Genomic DNA, 17,920 nt, shown 5'->3' with positions numbered 1-17,920 from the left:
TGGCTCGAAATTCCTCATTACTGTGCCATTTCTTCTGGCCGGCACAGTTCAATCCGGTATCCATGCCGATGCCCCGCACCATTACTGGTGCGGGGCATCGCGCCCGGGGACTAGTGGTGCTCGGTTCCCGGAAGGGTGGTGTGGTCGGCGGCCGACGCGTGACCCTGGGCCTGTGCCTGGGCCTCGAATCCGGTACCGGCCGCGCCATGCGACCCCAACGAGGAGTTGAACGACTCGTTCATCGAGGAGCTGTGCGAAGCGTTGAGCGGGCTGCTCAGCGAATCGTTGATGGCGCTGCTGTGCGAGTTGCTCACCGCGGTGCTGCTGGATGCGGAGTGCGAGGTGTTCAGCGAGTCGTTGATCGCGTTGGTGTGCGAGTTGCTCAGCGAGGTGCCGGTGTGCGCCTGGTTGTTGGACGCGATGTCGGTGTTCACCTTGTTGTGCGACGCGATATCGGTGTTGGTGCTGGTGCTCGTCTGGTTGTGCGAGCCGATATCGGTCTGTGTCTTCACCTGGTTGTGCGAGGCGATGTCGGTGTGGGTGGTGTTACCCGAGCCGATGTTCGTCGAGCGATCGGTGTTGAACGAATCGTTGATGTTGGTGGTGTTGCGCTGCGAGTGGTCGTCCACGACGGTCACGCTCTTGTCGATACCGGCCGAGCCGTGCCCGCTGACGTTGGTGTAATCGCCGCCGACCCGAGTCTGGCTCTGGTCGACACCAACCTTGCTGCCGTGGTCGGCGTTGATGATGTTGCTATCGCGCACATCGCCGTTGACCGCGGTAGATCCCTTGCCGGAGGCGATGGGACCGGAGTTGCTTCCGCCCACGGCCACCGCGCCGTCGCCGATGGCGTTGGTGTCGCGGTTACCGAACTGCAGGTCGCCGAAGTTCAGGTCCAGTAGCGGGCCACGGTTGAAGCTGTCGACGTTGCCGCTCGGGCTCATGACCTGGTTACCGCTCGCGATCGGGTTGTGGCTCGCGAACTCGGTGTCGTTGTGGCTCATGAAGTCGTTGTTGCGGGGGCTGAAGTTGTCCCGGGGGCTCAGCAGAGACGGCGACAGGATGCTCGGGGCGTCGGGCTGTGCGGCGTAGTAGTTCTGCAGGTTGCCCGACAGGTCGTTCATCGGGTTGCCGGTGTTGACCCACTGCGACTGGTAGCCGTAGTTGGAGGCCACCGATTCGGCGACGACCGGCATGACCGCACCCACCTGTGCGGCGGTGACGGCCGACAGCCCGGCGTTGGCCAGCGAGGTCTGCGGGTCGGCGACGTAGCTTGCGGCCTGCACGGGGTCGCGGAAGAGGTTGAGGATGAAGTCGATGATGGACATTTGAGGTCTCCTTGGGGGATCGGAGTCAACCGGGTCTGTCCGGTCGAACTGAATACAAACCTACGAACCTGCAAGTGCCCTGGAAACGGGAGAACTTCCCCTTCTCCGCCAATCCCCCATGGGGGTCCGCCGCCGTCCCCATTAGGGGATTAGGGGGCTACTAGGGGCCGGGTTCTCCGGTCGCTCATCGCTACACCATCGCCCGGTTCCCGTCGCCGACAACTGAACGGCCACAACGCCCCGAACAGCACAGACGTGCTAAATACTATCGGCCTTAGTATTTATCTACTATCTTTCCTAGTAGTTAAATACTAAGTCGGTTAGTAGATCGAAAGAGGGAAACCGTGCGGCGAAGCGAGAACCGTCAGCGTGATATCTGGATCGCCGGGGCCCTGGGCGTCGTCATCGTCGTGCTGGCCACGTACCTGTTCTTCGATCACAGCGGCAAGAGCACCGCATCGGCCGGCTCACCGGCGGCCACCGCCCACCACAACAGCCTGGCCCGGCTGCACACGAATGATCCGATGGCACTCGGCCCAATCGATGCGCCGGTAGTGCTGGTCGTCTACTCCGATTACCGCTGCCCTTTCTGCGCAAAATTCAGCCGGGATACCGAACCGCAACTCGTCGAGCGGTACGTCAACACCGGGAAGCTGCGCATCGAATGGCGTGATCTCCCGATCTTCGGGGCGCAATCGGTGCAGGCCGCCAAGGCCGGTAGAGCAGCAGCGGAACAAGGCAGGTTCTGGGAGTTCAACCGGACCGTGTATCGACATGCACCGGATCGCGGCCACGCCGAGCTGACTGACGAGGTCCTCCTCGAACGAGCTCGCGAAGCTGGGGTCCCGGATCTGCCGCGATTCCAGGCAGCGGTCGCGGGCGATCGGCTACTGCCTGCCGTACAACAAGATATTCAGGAAGCTGTGGCGATCGGTGCGTCTTCGACGCCCGTCTTCGTGATCAACGACCAGCCTGTGGTGGGCGCGCAGCCCTTGGATGTCTTCGTATCGGTCATCGAGCAGGCTCAGCGGTGATCGATGTCGGGGTCCTCGGCGCCCTGCTCGGTGGTGTGCTGGCGTTGGTCAGCCCGTGCTCGGCGATGCTCCTGCCGTCGTTCTTCGCATACTCCTTTGACCGAGCCGGGCTGCTGCTGCGCAGGACCGGGCTCTTCTACCTGGGCATGCTCATCGTGCTGGTGCCGTTAGGTGCGGGCGTGGGCGCGATCGGCGCGCTACTTACCGAATACCGTTCCCAGGTGACAACGGTCGGAGGCGTGTTGATGATCGCGCTCGGTGTGGCGATCATCGCCGGGTTCGGCTTCCGTATCGGCCCGGCGGCGCGGGTGGCGGCTCGCCTCGACCTGTCCTCGGGCCTGTCGGTGCTGATGCTCGGCACCGTGTACGCGCTCGCGGGATTCTGCTCCGGGCCGATACTCGGGAGTGTGTTGACGGTGGCCGCCATCGGCTCCAGCCCGGTCTATGGCGCTTTACTCATGGCGCTGTACTCACTGGGCATGGCGGCGCCCTTGTTCGTACTGGCATTCGCCTGGGGACGGTTGAGGCTGGCTGACCGACGCTGGGTGCGGGGAACCGAGATCCGGATCGGACGGCTGCGAACCCATTCCACAAACCTCATCTCCGGTGGGATGTTCATCGTGATCGGCATATTCTTTGTGGCCACCGACGGGACGGCTGCACTCGGCGGGATCACCGGCAGCGATACTCAATTCGACATGCAAGCGAGGCTGCAGGACCTGACCTCGCACCTGCCGAACGCGGCCGTCGCGCTCGGGATCGCCTGCGCCGCATTCGCAGTAGTTCTGATGCGTCTGCTGTATCCCCGCACCGCTACGGTGCGCGGCACCCGAGACCAAAGTGACAGAACGAGAGAGGACACCGATGACCGCACCTAGCCAGAAGGAGACAGCGCGTGCGTGACATGTTCGGCCTCGGCGAGCGGGAGTCGACGATCATGGAGGTGCTGTGGTCCGCGGCCGAACCGGTGACTGTCCGTGATGTCCTGGATCGACTGGAGCGCCCCTTGGCGTACACGACAGTCATGACGGTCCTCGACAACCTGCACAACAAAGGGCACGTCACCCGCGAAAAGGTCGGGCGGGCGTTTCGCTACCGGGCGGCGCAAACGCGGGAAGCCGTGGCCGCACAGATGGTCCGGGAAGTCCTGGCCGCCAGCGGCGATGCCGAAGGGGTGCTTTTGCACTTCGCGGGATCTGCCTCCCCCGAGGAATCCACGGTGCTGCGCAGAATCCTCCGCCGGGGCGGCCTGACATGACCGTCGCCCTGGTGTTGATGGCGAGTGCGGCCCTCATTGGTGTCGCCGGACCGGCATGTCTGCGGCCGACCGTGCGTCCCACCCTGCTGCCGGCCGCAGCGCTGGCCGCGTGGCTCGGAGCGCTGATGGCCTTCCTCGTACTCACGGCGTTGTCCGCGATGCTGCTGCTCTTTCCTCACATACTGGATACCCGCGGTGTCACGACGCTGGTGGGCGGATGTCTGAGCGGAACCATCCCGCACTCATCCTTCGGAACCCTTGTTCAGCTTGGGATCTCGCTACTGCCGCTGACCATCCTGGCCCGGGTCGCGTTTGTGGCCGTTCGGGGCCTGCGCGCTGCGCGCCGGCACCGCGCCCGCCACTTCTGGATGCTGCGGGCGGCGACGTGCCGCTCCGGACAAGTCCATTGGATCGATGACCCGCGGCCGATCGCCTACAGCCTCGGGGGTGCTCGCGGGGCGGTGGTCGCCACTCACGGCATCCGCAGCCTCGGCGAAAAGCAGTGCGCGGCAGTGATCGAGCATGAATTGGCACACATTCGCGGCAGGCACCACGTGGCCGTGTTGTGTGCCGATATCGCGGCAGCGGCACTGCCGATACTGCCGTTGATGCGCCGTGCGCCGGGAATGGTGCGGCTGATGGTGGAGCTGGCAGCCGACGATGCGGCAGCGCGGGCCCACGGGCCGCGGACCGTGCACGCCGCGCTGCTGGCCATGAGCAAGTCGGGCATGGCCGTGCGTGGCGCACTGAACATGTCCAGCGAATCGGTGGCGGTGCGACTCATATGGCTGCGAGCCCAGGGACCCACCTGCCGTGCATCGATAGGACGCTACCGACTGATGCTCGGCTTCGCGTTACTTCCCACGGCCCTTGCGGGCGCGGTGTTGGTGGCGCTGTTCAGGGCGTATTGCACGTTCTGAGACCCGGCCGGATCGACGAGGAGAGTTCATGAACATTCAGCGCGCCGGTCAGATCGCGCGTTGGGCCATTCCCACCGGCGCCCGCCTGGTGTTCGGCGTCATCTTCCTGTTGGAGGGGACCCAGAAGATCTTCGGCTGGTGGAGCGGATCACCTACCGGTTCCGGACATCCCGAGCCATTCCTCAACTGGCCGTACTGGTGGGCGGGCGTGTTCGAGCTCGCCCTCGGCGTCCTGCTGACAGTGGGATTGTGGACACGAGTGTCCGCGGTTCTCGCGGCGGGAATGATGGCGTACGCGTACTTCTTCGAGCACCTGCCGGTGCACTGGGAACCCATGCAAAACGGCGGAGCCTTCGCGGCCACATTCTGCTGGGGGTTCCTGCTCCTGGCCCTCGTGGCAGATGACACCCGGCTATCACTCGACCGTGTGCGCGCCCGCAGCGCTGAGAGCTAGAACTGGTCGATTCCGGGATCGTGATCGATTCCGGCCTGATGGCCAAGGTCTCCATGATCGAAGAACGGATCCTGCAGACCCGCATCGCCGGAACCGCCGGCTCCCAGTTCGGAACCGAAATGCTGGGGCTCGAACCCGGCTGCGTCCAACCCGGACGGGGATGCGTGCAACGGAGCCTGGAACTGGTCGATCGCGGCCACCGCACTGTCGGCCGATGGACCGAACTGGTCGGGGACGGTGATCGCGTCCTGACGAACGCTCAGGTCCGATACCGCATTGGTCGCCGCGTGCAGACCCGCATCCAGGCTCGGATCATGCGTGGGCGCGGTGAACGGCGAATCGAACGCCTCGAAGGCACTGGTCGCCGCACCACTTGCCCAGATGTTGTCGGCAGGAATTGCGGTCTGCACCGCATGCGTCAGATCGGTGGCTGCCGGGTTCGCGGCGAACTGCGAGGCCTGTGTTCCCAGGGCGGCCGGTATCGACTCGCTGACCACCGGGATCAGCGCGGAGACATCTGCGGGCTGGACTCCGTCCAGGTGCGCATCGGCAATGACTTGTTCGGGATTGGCCGCGTATTGCGCAGCCATATCCTGGTCACGGACCAGTGCCATGACGAAATCCAACAGGTTATTGCCCATGTCTGCGATGGTAGGAGCCACCGGGAACCTCGGCTACGGGGCGCGACCCGTTTCCCACCAGTGCCCATTGGGGGACGCGCGTTAGGGGATATGTCGTCATTAGGGGGTGTGACGACCGTCATCCCCTACTGTTGGGCTGCGGGGTGAAACGCCACAGCGCCGCAAAACGAACGGATAGGTATGGCCAACGCACTGGGACTGTCGATCGGCGCCACTCAACTGGTCGCGACAGCCGACGACTCGCAGAGCCAACCCGTGGTGCGCAGTTCGATCCTCACCCTGCATGAGGACGGTCCACCCGAGGTTGGAGTACCGAGCCATCCAGATTTGACGCTCACCGGATTCGTCGGCAGAGTCGGCGACCCCGTCGGCATCGTGGCGGCGGACGGATCGGTTCACCGGGCCGAATGGGCACTCACCGAGGCCATGCGCGTGCTGATCGCCGACGCGGCCTCCGCTGCCGAATTCACCGCGCCTCCGGCACTGTCCGCCTCAATTCCCGCGCATTGGAGCCCGCAGACCGTCGCCACGCTCCGGGACGCGATCGACCGCGTTCCCGCCCTCGCTCCGGGCGGCCGGCAGCTCAAGTTGATCCCCGATGCGCGCGCTGCCCTGGAGTCGCTGGCCACGGGACCGGGAGTACCCGACCGCGGTGTCGTGGTGGTGTGCGATCTCGGCGGCTCGGGTACCAGCATCACCCTGGCCGATGCGGCGCGGGGATTCCAGCAGATCGGGCAGACCGTCCGGTTCGTCGAGTTCTCCGGCCAGCAGATTGACCAGATGCTCCTGACGCAGGTCCTCACCGACCTGAACCAGGATCCCGAGGGCACCACGTCGGTCGGCGCGCTGACCAGACTGCGCGATCAGTGCCGGTTGGCCAAGGAGCGGCTCTCCGGCGAGACCGCGACCTCGGTGCCGGTGGCGCTTCCCGGCATCACCACCGACGTTCGGCTCACCCGCGCCGAACTCGAAGACCATCTGCGCGGCCCGCTCTCCAGCTTGATCAACGCCATTCAGGACACCGTGGAACGCAACGGTATTCATCCGGCGAACATCAACGCGGTCGCCTCGGTGGGTGGTGGTGCCAACATTCCTCTTGTCACCCAACAACTTTCCGAGCGGATGCGAGTACCGGTCATCACCGGACCCCAGCCACAGCTCGCGGCCGCCCAGGGCGTGGCCTTACTGGCCACCCGGCCCGATCTGCCGCCGCAAGATGCCACCACGATGCGGCCGGTCGAGCAACCGCCGGGCGATGCCACCATGATGCGCCCGGCGCCCACCGGCACCGGAACCTTTGCCGCTCCGGTGGCTGCGGCCGCCAACGATGCACCGGAATTGGCGTGGTCCCAAGATGATTCGGCCCCCGACCTGGCTCCGCTGCAAGAGACCGGCTACCAGAGCGGATACAGCACCGGATACACCGTCGACCTCGACGACGAGTACCAGGGTCCGGCCGAACCCACCACCGCCCGTCCCGAGCTTCAGTTCAGCCACGAACCGTATGCGGCCGACGACGATTACGACGACTACCCGCCGCTGCCGTGGTACCGCCGGCCGCTGGTGTGGTTCATCGCTGCGGCGGCGGTGGCCGGCATCGCCTTCACCGGAATGATGGTGTCGCTGACCAGCAATGAGTCGCCGGCTCCCGCCCCAACCACACCGAGTGTGAGCGTGGTGCCGAGCACAGGCGATGCCCCGGCCGAGCCGCCCCCGTCGCCCGAACCTCCGCCACCACCGCAGACCCACACCGTGACGCAGTCGGTGCAACCGCCGCCGCCCTCGCCGGAGCCTCCTCCGCCGCCTCCACCGACGACGACAACCACACCTCCGACCACCACGACAACCACCACCACAACGACGACCACGACAACTACCACCCCGCCGACCACCACAACGACACCACCAACCACGACGACCACTCAGCCGCCGACAACAACCACGCAGCCGCCCTCCACGTCCACGTCGCGCCCCATGATCACGATCCCGGGGTTGCCGCCGATCCCGATCGGTCCGCGCAACTGAGCGCCCCTCGGGAAAGCGGAACCTCCGGGACATTCGATGGAATCGCCTCGGCGGTAACGACTATCACGCAGGCGCTGTCCGCGGGCGGCGCGGCGAAGGTGCTCATCAGCGGCACCGCCGGCAGCGGAAAGACGTCGATTCTGGCGCGGGTTCGAGATGTCCTGAGCACCACGGGCTCCGCGCCGGTCAACCATGTCCCGGAGACAACGACCGGAAAAGGCTTGGGTCCATTCGTCATCGACGACGCCGACTCGCTCAGCGGCCCACAGCTCGATACCCTGCGTGCCGTCGTGGAGAACGATCCGACGGCCATCGTGGTGGTGGCCGCGACACCCCGGCGCCAGCCTGCGCTACGTGCACTGTTTCAGTCCTTGGAGCGCGAATCACCCACCATCGCGCTCGGTCCCGTCGACAAGGGTGATATCGCCAGGCTTTCGGCTCGCTCAGCAGCCTTCGCCGATGAGATCGCGACCGCCACCGGCGGAGTGCTGGCTCTGGTGGCGGCGGCCGTCGATCGCCTGGACGGCGCAGATTCACTCGAATCCGCACTGCGTGCGATCGATTCCCGCATCGACGAACAACTGCGCCGCCTCTCGCCGTCGGCCCAGGCCGCCGTGCTGCTGATGTCCCTGGACCCCGGCATCGGGGCCTCAGATATCGCTGCGGCGCTTGCACTTTCCGACGCCGAGGATCTGGTCGACGAGGCTCTGGGAAGCGGGCTGGTGCCCTCCCCTGGTCAGATCGCCTTCGCGGCCAGAGTGCACGGCTGCGCCACACGACTGCTGGGTGCGGCGCGGCACCTCGATCTCGAACGATCGCTGTTGCGCACGCAGCTCGACATCGGTTCGGTGTCCACCGACCTGGCTCTGGCCCTGGTAGCCCACGGATTGCGCGATACGCAGATCCCCGGACTGCTCGCCGAGTGGGCCGCAACCGAATCCGACCCCGTCACCGCGGCGGATCTGTACCGCGCCGCGCTGACCGCGGGCGCCGAGCCGGGCCCGATCAGGGTGCCGCTGGCCGAGTCGCTGGCGCGCGCGGGTGATCTGACCGCGGCGGCCACCCAGGCCGATGAGGTGCTTAACGCCACCGATCCAGGACATCGCGCGGCTGCCGTGCGTATCGCGGCGGCCATCGCGTGCCACAACGGGGACTCCGGTCAGGCGGTCGCGTTGTACGACTGGCTGGGTACCGGCCTGGACGGCCTGACGGCCCTGTCCGCTGCGCCGGTTTTCGTGGGTGTCGGACAGTTGACGAATGCACGGAAAGTCTTGGAAGACAACGTGGGGGCGCCCCCTACGACATCGGCCACCGCGACGCGCAATGCCGCCCAGGGGGTCATCGCGTCGGTTGAGGGCCGTGGCCACGAGGCGCTGTCCCTGCTCGGTCAGGCCGTCACGCAGCAGCCGTCGTCGTCTTCCTTCACCCCGGACAGCACCGTCGCCCTGGCTGCGTTGACCATGCTGCACAGCGGCGAGACGGCGCGGGCCCGCGGCGTTCTCGCCGGGGCGATCCGTACCGACCTGCCCCACGACGTGTTCGCGGTGCGGCATCGCCTGCTCGCCGCCTGGATTGCCATGCTGTCCGGTGATCTGACCGGCGCCGCGCAATGGCTGCCTGAGGCCGACGCCGAGTTCTCCCGGCGCGATCGCCTGTTCGCCGAATCGCTACGGACCGGCATCGCCCGGCGCCACGGCGACACCGGTCCGCTACGCCAGCACTGGCAGGCCGCTATGGATGCGTTGTCGGCGTATTCGATCGACCTCTACACATTGCTTCCGGTTGGCGAGCTCTGGGTGGCGGCGGCACGGCTGCGCACCCTGGATGCCGTCACGCATCATGTCGACCGCGCATTCGCGATTCTGGCGCAGCTCGGCGATCCCATCGCCTGGTCTGCCCCCTTGCGATGGGCAGGCGTGCATGCCGCGATCCTGACCAACTCTCCGGAGAATCTCGCCCCGCACGGGCAGGCGCTCGCCGCGGCCGCGGGAGTCAGCCCGTATGCGCGCACCCTGGCGACGGCCGGGCGCACGTGGCTGCGGGTGCTCGCCAACCAGGTGGACGGCGCCGAGGTCGATGGCGCCGCCCGGATGCTGGCCGATACCGGCCTCGGCTGGGATGCGACCCGCTTGGCCAGCCAGGCCGCGCTGCACGCGAACGACCCGAAGGTGGCCGCCGCGATGCTCGCGCTGGCCCGCGATCTGCGGACGCCGTCGGCCAATACTGACGGTCCCGACCCGGCCGCGGCGCCGTCCTCGGCCGCCGACTCGCCAACATCCACACGTCTGTCGGATCGCGAGCGCGAGGTCGCCGAGCTGCTGCTACGCGGCCTTCCCTATCGCGATATCGGTGCGCAGCTGTTCATTTCGGCGAAGACCGTCGAGCATCACGTCGCCCGTATTCGCCGTCGCCTCGGGGCGGAATCGCGCTCTGACATGTTCTCGATGTTGCGGTCGATCCTGACCCCATAAATGCGACAAAGTTCACCCTGTACGGCGGGTTAGGTAAGCCTGACTAGGACTTTCGACCCTGTCAATGCGACGATGACCTCGCATCTGACACAAGTTACCCGCGAGTAACATTACACTTGTTACTGACGAGTAACTTCTCGGGACCGGGAGGTCAGCACCACCGTGAGTACCGCGACGATCATTCTCGGAATCATCGGCGTTACCTTCAGCCTGGTTGCCTGGGGCTCATTCTTCGGCGGCGTGGTGAAGATGATCCGCGTCATCCTCTCCGGACAGCCGGACGGCACCCGCTGGCGTCCGATCGTCCCACGCGTCAAGACGCTCATCGTCGAGGTTGTCGCACACACCCGGATGAACAAATTCCGCACCGTGGGCTGGGCGCACTGGCTGGTGATGGTCGGCTTCCTGGGCGGCTTCCCGCTGTACTTCGAGTCCTACGGCCAGACCTTCAATCCGGAGTTTCACTGGCCGATCATCGGTGACACGTTCCTCTGGCACCTGTGGGACGAGATTCTCGGTATCGGCACGGTCATCGGCATCGTGACGCTGATCGTCATCCGGCAGCTCAATCACCCCCGCAAGCCCGAACGGCTGTCCCGCTTCGGCGGCTCCAGCTTCATCGCGGCGTACACCATCGAATCGATCGTGCTGGTCGAGGGCCTGGGCATGGTGCTGGTGAAGTCCGGCAAGATCGCCACCTTCGGCGGCGGACACGTGTCATCGGACTTCTTCACCATGAACGTCGCGCAGCTGCTGCCCGAGAGCCCGTTGATGGTCTCCATCTTCGCCTTCATCAAGATGGTGTCCGGCGGCATGTTCCTGCTTCTGGTCGGGCGCAAGCTCGTCTGGGGTGTGGCCTGGCACCGGTTCGCAGCCTTCTTCAACATCTACTTCAAGCGCAACGCAGACGGCAGCGTCGCGCTGGGCGCGGCCAAGCCGATGATGTCCGGCGGCAAGGTCCTGGAAATGGAGAGCGCCGATCCGGACGTCGACGCCTTCGGCGCCGGCAAGGTCGAGGACTTCAGCTGGAAAGACCTGCTGGACATCACGACGTGCACCGAGTGCGGTCGCTGCCAGAGCCAGTGCCCCGCCTGGAACACCGGTAAGCCGCTGTCCCCCAAGCTGCTGATCACCTCGCTGCGCGACCACACCTACGCCAAGGCGCCCTACCTGCTGGCCGGTGAGGACAAGTCCAAGCTGAGTGAGGCCGAGGTCGCCGAGGGCGAGCGTCAGCTGGTCGGCGGCGAGGGTGCCGTCATCGACCACGAGGTGCTGTGGAGCTGCACCACCTGTGGTGCCTGTGTCGAACAGTGCCCCGTCGACATCGAGCACGTCGACCACATCATCGACATGCGCCGCTACCAGGTGCTCATCGAATCGGAGTTCCCCGGAGAGCTCGCGGGCCTGTTCAAGAACCTGGAGAACAAGGGCAACCCCTGGGGCCAGAACTCCAAGGATCGTCTCAACTGGATCGAAGAGGTCGACTTCGACGTCCCGGTGTTCGGCCAGGACGTGGACAGCTTCGCCGACTTCGAGTACCTGTTCTGGGTGGGTTGCGCGGGTGCCTACGAGGACCGCGCGAAGAAGACCACCAAGGCCGTCGCCGAGCTGCTCGCGCTCGCCGGAACCAAGTTCCTGGTGCTGGGCGCCGACGAGACCTGCACGGGTGACTCCGCCCGCCGCGCCGGTAACGAGTTCCTGTTCCAGCAGCTGGCCATGCAGAACATCGAGCTGCTCAATTCGGTGTTCGAGGGCGTGGAGCACAAGCAGCGCAAGATCGTGGTGACCTGCGCGCACTGCTTCAACGCACTCGGCAACGAATACCCACAGGTCGGTGGTGACTACCAGGTGGTGCACCACACGCAGCTGCTGAACCGCCTGGTGCGCGATAAGAAGCTGGTTCCCGTCGCACCGGTTTCACAAGACGTCACCTACCACGACCCGTGCTACCTGGGCCGTCACAACAAGGTGTACACCGCGCCGCGTGAGCTGATCGGCGCCTCGGGTGCCGCACTCACCGAAATGCCAAGGCACGGAGAGCGTTCCATGTGCTGTGGCGCCGGTGGCGCCCGCATGTGGATGGAAGAGCAGCTGGGTAAGCGCATCAATATCGACCGCGTCGACGAGGCCCTTGCCACACCGGCGTCCAAGATCGCGACGGGCTGCCCGTTCTGCCGCGTGATGCTGACCGACGGTGTGACCGCCCGCGACGATTCCGCTGCCGTGGAGGTCGTCGACGTCGCGCAGTTGCTGCTCGAATCCGTGGGCCGTACCGATGACGTCCGGAAGGCATTGCCCGCCAAGGGCACTGCCGCTGCCGCGGCGGCCGAGAAGGCCGCCACCCAGGCCGCGGAGCCCGAACCTGTTGTCGCCGAAGAGGAAGCACCGGCAGCGGAGGCCACAGCGGCAGCGCCTGCGGCCGATGCCAAGCCCGTCAAGGGTCTGGGCATGGCGACCGGGGCCAAGCGCCCCGGAGCCAAGAAGGCGGCTCCCGCCGCTGCCCCAGCAGCGTCTGCGCCCGCACCGACGCCCGAGCCTGAAGCTGAGTCAGAGGCAGAGGCACCTTCCGCGCCCGCAACACCGGCAGCTCCCGCAACTCCAGAGCCTCCCGTCAAGGGTCTCGGCATTGCCGCCGGTGCACGGCGTCCCGGCGCCAAGAAAGCGGCCCCTGCCGCGGCTAGTCCCGCAGCAGAACCTGAGCAGCCCGCGGCCACGCCGGAACCTGTCGCACCGGCCGAAGCCGAGCCTGCGGAAGAGGCTGTGGAAGAGACCACCGAGGCCCGCACGGCCCCGGAACCACCGGTGAAGGGCCTGGGTATGGCCCCGGGAGCACGCCGTCCAGGCCGCCGAAATTAGATATTGGCTGGACAGCAATGCCACCATTGAGACCGTGAGTACCGATAACTTGCCGACTGACGTGCCCCCGCGCGTGCCCGGTCTTTCCCCGCGGCAGCATCAACGGGTCTTTGCTCAGTCCACCAAGCTGCAAGACGTCCTGTACGAAATCAGGGGTCCGGTACACGCTCACGCCGCCCGGCTGGAGGCCGAGGGGCACCGCATCCTCAAGCTCAATATCGGCAACCCGGCACCGTTCGGTTTCGAGGCGCCCGATGTCATCATGCGCGACATCATCCAGGCGCTGCCCTATGCGCAGGGGTACTCCGACTCCAAGGGCATCCTGCCCGCGCGGCGCGCGGTGGTGACTCGCTACGAACTGGTCGAGGGATTCCCGTACCTGGACGTGGACGACGTCTACCTGGGCAACGGGGTTTCCGAGCTCATCACCATGACCACCCAGGCGCTGCTCGACAACGGCGATCAGGTGCTCATCCCCGCGCCCGACTATCCGCTGTGGACCGCCGCGACCTCGCTGGCCGGCGGCACCGCGGTGCATTACCTGTGCGACGAGACCAACGGCTGGATGCCGGACATCGAGGATCTGGAATCCAAGATCACCGAGCGCACCAAGGCCCTGGTCATCATCAATCCGAACAACCCCACCGGCGCGGTGTACACGCGCGAAATCCTCACCAAGATGGTGGAACTGGCGCGCAAGCATCAACTGCTGCTGCTGGCCGACGAGATCTACGACAAGATCCTCTACGACGACGCCGAGCACATCAGCGTGGCATCGCTGGCCCCGGACCTGTTGTGTTTCACCTTCAATGGCCTGTCCAAGGCCTACCGGGTGGCAGGCTACCGATCGGCATGGCTGGCCATCACCGGCCCCAAGGATCACGCCGCCAGCCTGCTGGAAGGCGTCAACCTGCTGGCCAATATGCGCCTGTGCCCGAATGTTCCTGCGCAGCATGCGATTCAGGTTGCCCTCGGCGGGCATCAAAGCATCGACGACCTGGTGCTGCCGGGCGGTCGGCTCCTGGAGCAACGCGATGTGGCGTGGACCAAGCTCAACGAGATTCCCGGCGTCTCCTGCGTGAAGCCGAAGGGTGCGCTGTACGCCTTCCCGCGGCTGGACCCCGAAGTGCACGAGATCCACGACGACGACCAGCTGGTCCTGGATCTGCTGCTCAACGAGAAGATCCTGCTCACGCAGGGCACGGGCTTCAATTGGCCTGAGCCCGATCATCTTCGGATCGTCACGCTGCCGTGGGCCCGCGACCTTGCGGTCGCTATCGAGCGGCTCGGTAACTTCCTGGTGAGCTACCGCCAGTAAGCGCATTCGAACCCGGCAAACCGATCAAGGGCGCTTCCTCCAACAAAAGCGTATTAGAAGGAATTGCTAGCAATTTAGTTGAATACGGCGACTGTTTATAGACATTATGAACATTCACCGTATGTCGAATCGCGCCCAGGGGTAGGTATTGCGCACAAGCACTCCGGTTGATAACTTTCGTCCGCGCGAGTGAATAGGGTTTTTCACAGCGTTTCATGCGGTGGGAGAATTACTCAGGGCGGCGGCTATGGCTGACGAATACTTTCAATATTTTCTGACTAAGCTCCCGCTGTCAGCGGTCGGTCCTGCCTGTACTGCCGAACATGTCAACACCTATAAGGGCCTGGTTCCCGATGCTCTGATCTCCTATTGGCAAGAGTTCGGGTTCTCCGGTTTCGGTGACGGAATCGTGTGGTTTGTCGACCCCATCGAGTGGAAAGCCACCGCCGAACTCCTACTCGACGGCCTCCGGCATCCGCAACTACCTGAAGATGCGCAGTTCATCCCCATCGCCCGCAGCGCCTTCGGCAAGGTCTGGTTCTGGACACCCGGCTACGGCATCACTCTCATCCTCGAGCCGGCTGACGGAACAGCCTTCCCTCGCGCCCTGCAGGCTAGTCGTCCCAACAGCGATCTCGATTCAGCAGTTCAAGCATTCTTCTCCGGAGGCGCAAAGAAGGATAGGTTCGATTTTCTGGACAATAGTGAGGAGTACATGTTTGATCGTGTCTCCAAGCGTCTCGGGCCACTGCAGTTCGATCAGGTGTATGGATTCGCCCCCGGCATCGTGCTCGGCGGGCCGGTTGTGCCGGAAAACACCCACCTGTTTGAGATTCACGCGCACATGGCGTTACTGCGTGCCGCGATAGCCGATAGGGAGGCGTTCGTGGCCTGGTTGAAAACCCAGGATCCCGATGCGCCAGTGAGTATCAAAGCCTTCTGGGCGGACTCGGCTAGCACATCAGCAACCCCCAAACCGATAAACGGTGGCTGGCGTACGTATTAGCCCCGTGCTATCACCGAGCAGGCCGATGAGGAACACGTAATGGAGTTGGTGAATGCCTTCCATGACGGTGCTGTCATCGACCTCGATGAAGATGATTTTCTTCGTCTGTTCGATGCGCTCCAAAACGCCACCGTCGCAGGCTCAGCGCCCCGAGGCCCGAGCCGAGGTGTTGGACATGCTTCAACTGTTTTCCATCTCATCGACTGGCTAATGGTGAACTGCCCCGGTCCGGCCTTCTTTGATCGTGGCTTCAGCGTGCATGAGGCTTCCGCCAGACTCTGTGCTGCCAACGTGGCAGAACAACGATTGGCGGTCAGGATCGATCGTCCCGACACGTCTACAGTGCGGGCACTGTTCAGCGCAGAAGCGCTTACCAATCTCGCCGCGGCTACTGACGCCCTGCTCGATGCGTTTGATGCCGCCAAACCCGCGAAATGGAAACCGGTAGGTAAGCCCCGGCGCCGGATGCCCTGGCGAAAGCATGGGTCACTGGCGGCAGAATCCACTACACCGCAACACTATCCGCGTCGCACGTCCGCAGGCACATTGCCTTCTTGGGAACTGATCTCCATGAAGCGGATTCAAGAAAAGCTGAATCTAGTAGATGCTCAGCTCGTACGTACGCAACATTTTTCACCCAACACCATGCAAATCAGCATGTCATCGGCCAGCAAGCCGAAATGGTGGAGGCGACTATTCCGTAAAGGATGATGTCCCGCGCCAGTCAGGCGTGGGCTAGTTCTTCCACGCGCTTGCCCAGGCAGAACACCCGCCATCCGGCGTTGACCCATTTCGCGGCGTCCAGGCAATTGCGCCCGTCCACAATGACTTTGGTGCGCACAACCTTGGCCAGCTCGTCCGGGTCGAAGTCGACGAACTCCTGCCATTCGGTGAGCAGCAGCACGGCGTCGGCACGATCGGCGGCCTCCACTACCGAGGTGGCGTAGTTCAGCGTCGGGAACAGGCGGCGCGAATTCTCCAGGGCCTTGGGGTCATACACGTTGACCGCGGCGCCATTGAGCTGCAGCAGCCCCGCGACATTGAGCGCGGGCGAGTCGCGGACGTCATCGGACTCAGGTTTGAAGGCCGCACCCAGCACCGCGATGTTGGCGCCCAGCAGCGATCCGCCGCAGGCCTTGGTGGCAAGCTCCACCATCCGGGTGCGCCGGCGCATGTTGATGCTGTCGACCTCACGTAGGAAGGTCAGGGCGTGGCTGGCGCCCAGCTCACCCGCGCGGGCCATGAAGGCCCGGATGTCCTTGGGCAGGCATCCGCCGCCGAAACCCAAGCCCGCATTGAGGAATCGCCGCCCGATGCGCGGGTCGTACCCCAGCGCATCGGCCAGTGTGGTCACGTCGGCACCCACCGCCTCGCACACCTCGGAGATGGCGTTGATGAACGAGATCTTGGTCGCCAGGAATGCGTTGGCCGAAACCTTCACCAGTTCGGCGGTTTCCAGATCGGTCACCAGGAAGGGAACTTCCTCGTCGAGGATCGGTCCGTACAGTTCGCGGACCAGCTTCTCGGCACGGTCCGAATTCTGCTGCACCCCGAGCACGATGCGATCCGGGTGCAGGGTGTCCTTGACGGCATAGCCTTCGCGCAGGAACTCGGGGTTCCAGGCCACCTCGACGTCAACGCCTTCGGCCGCGAATCCGGCTGCCCGCTGACCAAGTTCGCGTGCGGTGCCCACCGGGACGGTCGACTTGCCGATGATGACCGCCGACTGGGTCAGCAGCGGAACCAGGGTGTCGATCACCGAGTGGACGTGACTCAGGTCCGCGCCGTATTCACCCTTCTTCTGCGGCGTACCGACGCCCAGAAAATGCACGTCGGCGAATTCCGCAGCCTCGGCATAGCTGGTGGTGAAACGCAGCCGACCCGATGCGATGTTGCTCTGCAATATCTTTCGAAGGCCGGGCTCGTAGAACGGGATGTCGCCGCCAGAGAGTTTGGCGACCTTACCTGGGTCGATGTCAATGCCGAGCACCTCGTGGCCAAGCTCGGCCATGCAGGCTGCATGGGTGGCGCCGAGGTATCCGGTTCCGAAAACGGTGCATCTCATACTGCCTATATAGGCCTCCAGGGTTAGCAACCTGGATACGCCGCACCATCGGTGTCCTAACGCCGGATGTACGGCGAAAAGCACTGTGAATTACGGATTAATGGCCGCCAAACTGCCAGGGAAAACCCGAGTTGGAGCCGCCGCCGGATCCGCCGCCCGATCCACCTCCGTGGGAGCCGCCGCCGTCGCCCCAACTACCGCGACCGGATCCGCTGTCGGAACCACCGCGTGAGCCGCCACGGGACCCGCCGTCGGAGTTTCCACCGCCAATGGGAGGAAGGCCCGGAATCGAGATGATGGGCGGCTGCTGCGTCTGAGCGGGCGGTGTCCACGTCGGGGTGTACTCCGGCGGCGTATAGGTCGGCCGGTTACGCGGGGGTGCCCACCACGGATTCTCTTGGCGCCGCGGCTGCTCCCATACGGGCGGGAACAACGGAATCGGCACCGGCACGATGGCCGGTGGGGGTGCTACCGGCGCGGGTTCCTCGGGGGCTGGTGCTGCCGGTGGCGGGGGCGCCTCTGGCGCGGGTGCCGGGGCCTGGGG

General features: G+C 65.0%; 14 protein-coding genes and 1 pseudogene. 11 read left to right on the top strand and 4 right to left on the bottom strand.

Going from position 1 to position 17,920, the window contains the following annotated elements:
• Positions 1–110: 110 nt before the first annotated feature.
• Positions 111–1,328, bottom strand: coding sequence for an IniB N-terminal domain-containing protein (locus tag AOT83_RS00865; protein WP_030097179.1), 1,218 nt, complete (start codon positions 1,326–1,328; stop codon positions 111–113).
• Positions 1,329–1,672: 344 nt separating this feature from the next.
• Here AOT83_RS00865 and AOT83_RS00860 point away from each other — a divergent pair, with 344 nt between their 5' ends.
• From AOT83_RS00860 to AOT83_RS00840, 5 genes are read left to right on the top strand one after another with little or no spacing between them, the layout of a single operon-like run.
• On the top strand, positions 1,673–2,362 hold the full coding sequence (locus AOT83_RS00860; RefSeq protein ID WP_057966225.1) for a thioredoxin domain-containing protein: 690 nt from the start codon (positions 1,673–1,675) through the stop codon (positions 2,360–2,362).
• Positions 2,359–3,240: a cytochrome c biogenesis CcdA family protein gene (locus tag AOT83_RS00855; protein WP_057966224.1), complete on the top strand. Its 882-nt coding sequence runs from the start codon at positions 2,359–2,361 to the stop codon at positions 3,238–3,240. The genes AOT83_RS00860 and AOT83_RS00855 overlap by 4 nt, the downstream gene beginning before the upstream one ends.
• A 17-nt stretch (positions 3,241–3,257) precedes the next feature.
• Positions 3,258–3,620, top strand: a complete 363-nt coding sequence (locus AOT83_RS00850) for a BlaI/MecI/CopY family transcriptional regulator (protein WP_078284891.1) — start codon at positions 3,258–3,260, stop codon at positions 3,618–3,620.
• Positions 3,617–4,540, top strand: coding sequence for a M56 family metallopeptidase (locus tag AOT83_RS00845; RefSeq protein WP_057966223.1), 924 nt, complete (start codon positions 3,617–3,619; stop codon positions 4,538–4,540). The genes AOT83_RS00850 and AOT83_RS00845 overlap by 4 nt, the downstream gene beginning before the upstream one ends.
• A 28-nt stretch (positions 4,541–4,568) precedes the next feature.
• On the top strand, positions 4,569–4,994 hold the full coding sequence (locus AOT83_RS00840) for a DoxX family protein (protein WP_057966222.1): 426 nt from the start codon (positions 4,569–4,571) through the stop codon (positions 4,992–4,994).
• Here the strand turns inward: AOT83_RS00840 and AOT83_RS00835 are convergent.
• A complete protein-coding gene (locus AOT83_RS00835; RefSeq protein WP_057966221.1) occupies positions 4,991–5,635 on the bottom strand; it encodes an IniB N-terminal domain-containing protein in 645 nt (214 codons plus the stop codon). The two genes, AOT83_RS00840 and AOT83_RS00835, sit on opposite strands and share 4 nt — an antisense overlap.
• Before the next feature lie 180 nt (positions 5,636–5,815).
• Between AOT83_RS00835 and AOT83_RS00830 the strand changes: the two genes are divergently transcribed.
• From AOT83_RS00830 to AOT83_RS27575, 6 genes are all read left to right on the top strand, one after another.
• Positions 5,816–7,660, top strand: a complete 1,845-nt coding sequence (locus tag AOT83_RS00830) for an Hsp70 family protein (protein ID WP_057966220.1) — start codon at positions 5,816–5,818, stop codon at positions 7,658–7,660.
• A 74-nt stretch (positions 7,661–7,734) separates the two neighbouring features.
• Positions 7,735–10,131 (top strand): isoniazid response ATPase/transcriptional regulator IniR, encoded by a 2,397-nt coding sequence (gene iniR / locus AOT83_RS00825; protein WP_057966219.1) that lies wholly within the window; start codon positions 7,735–7,737, stop codon positions 10,129–10,131.
• 162 nt (positions 10,132–10,293) lie between these two features.
• Positions 10,294–12,987, top strand: a complete 2,694-nt coding sequence (locus AOT83_RS00820) for a (Fe-S)-binding protein (RefSeq protein WP_057980004.1) — start codon at positions 10,294–10,296, stop codon at positions 12,985–12,987.
• A 7-nt stretch (positions 12,988–12,994) separates the two neighbouring features.
• Positions 12,995–14,305, top strand: a complete 1,311-nt coding sequence (locus AOT83_RS00815) for a pyridoxal phosphate-dependent aminotransferase (protein WP_044105377.1) — start codon at positions 12,995–12,997, stop codon at positions 14,303–14,305.
• A gap of 247 nt (positions 14,306–14,552) precedes the next feature.
• A complete protein-coding gene (locus tag AOT83_RS00810; RefSeq protein WP_057965434.1) occupies positions 14,553–15,311 on the top strand; it encodes a GAD-like domain-containing protein in 759 nt (252 codons plus the stop codon).
• A 39-nt stretch (positions 15,312–15,350) separates the two neighbouring features.
• Positions 15,351–16,022, top strand: coding sequence for a hypothetical protein (locus AOT83_RS27575; RefSeq protein ID WP_131726927.1), 672 nt, complete (start codon positions 15,351–15,353; stop codon positions 16,020–16,022).
• Positions 16,023–16,035: 13 nt separating this feature from the next.
• On the opposite strand, the gene AOT83_RS00805 is transcribed toward AOT83_RS27575, so the two are convergent.
• Together AOT83_RS00805 and AOT83_RS26575 are read right to left on the bottom strand one after the other, a co-directional pair.
• Positions 16,036–17,376 (bottom strand): UDP-glucose/GDP-mannose dehydrogenase family protein, encoded by a 1,341-nt coding sequence (locus AOT83_RS00805; protein WP_057965435.1) that lies wholly within the window; start codon positions 17,374–17,376, stop codon positions 16,036–16,038.
• Positions 17,377–17,473: 97 nt separating this feature from the next.
• Positions 17,474–17,920: pseudogene (locus AOT83_RS26575) on the bottom strand (hypothetical protein); the annotation flags it as partial.

The organism is Mycobacteroides sp. H001 (assembly GCF_001440005.1).
Lineage (GTDB): Bacteria > Actinomycetota > Actinomycetes > Mycobacteriales > Mycobacteriaceae > Mycobacterium > Mycobacterium gwanakae.
This window is presented reverse-complemented; position numbering and strand designations above follow the sequence as displayed.

Excerpts from the sequence above, each read along its gene's own strand:
- AOT83_RS00865 (WP_030097179.1), bottom strand. The coding sequence starts at position 1,328 with ATGTCCATCATCGACTTCATCCTCAACCTCTTCCGCGACCCCGTGCAG.
- AOT83_RS00845 (WP_057966223.1), top strand. The coding sequence starts at position 3,617 with ATGACCGTCGCCCTGGTGTTGATGGCGAGTGCGGCCCTCATTGGTGTC.
- AOT83_RS00840 (WP_057966222.1), top strand. The coding sequence starts at position 4,569 with ATGAACATTCAGCGCGCCGGTCAGATCGCGCGTTGGGCCATTCCCACC.
- AOT83_RS00835 (WP_057966221.1), bottom strand. The coding sequence starts at position 5,635 with ATGGGCAATAACCTGTTGGATTTCGTCATGGCACTGGTCCGTGACCAG.
- AOT83_RS00830 (WP_057966220.1), top strand. The coding sequence starts at position 5,816 with ATGGCCAACGCACTGGGACTGTCGATCGGCGCCACTCAACTGGTCGCG.
- AOT83_RS00810 (WP_057965434.1), top strand. The coding sequence starts at position 14,553 with ATGGCTGACGAATACTTTCAATATTTTCTGACTAAGCTCCCGCTGTCA.
- AOT83_RS27575 (WP_131726927.1), top strand. The coding sequence starts at position 15,351 with ATGGAGTTGGTGAATGCCTTCCATGACGGTGCTGTCATCGACCTCGAT.
- AOT83_RS00805 (WP_057965435.1), bottom strand. The coding sequence starts at position 17,376 with ATGAGATGCACCGTTTTCGGAACCGGATACCTCGGCGCCACCCATGCA.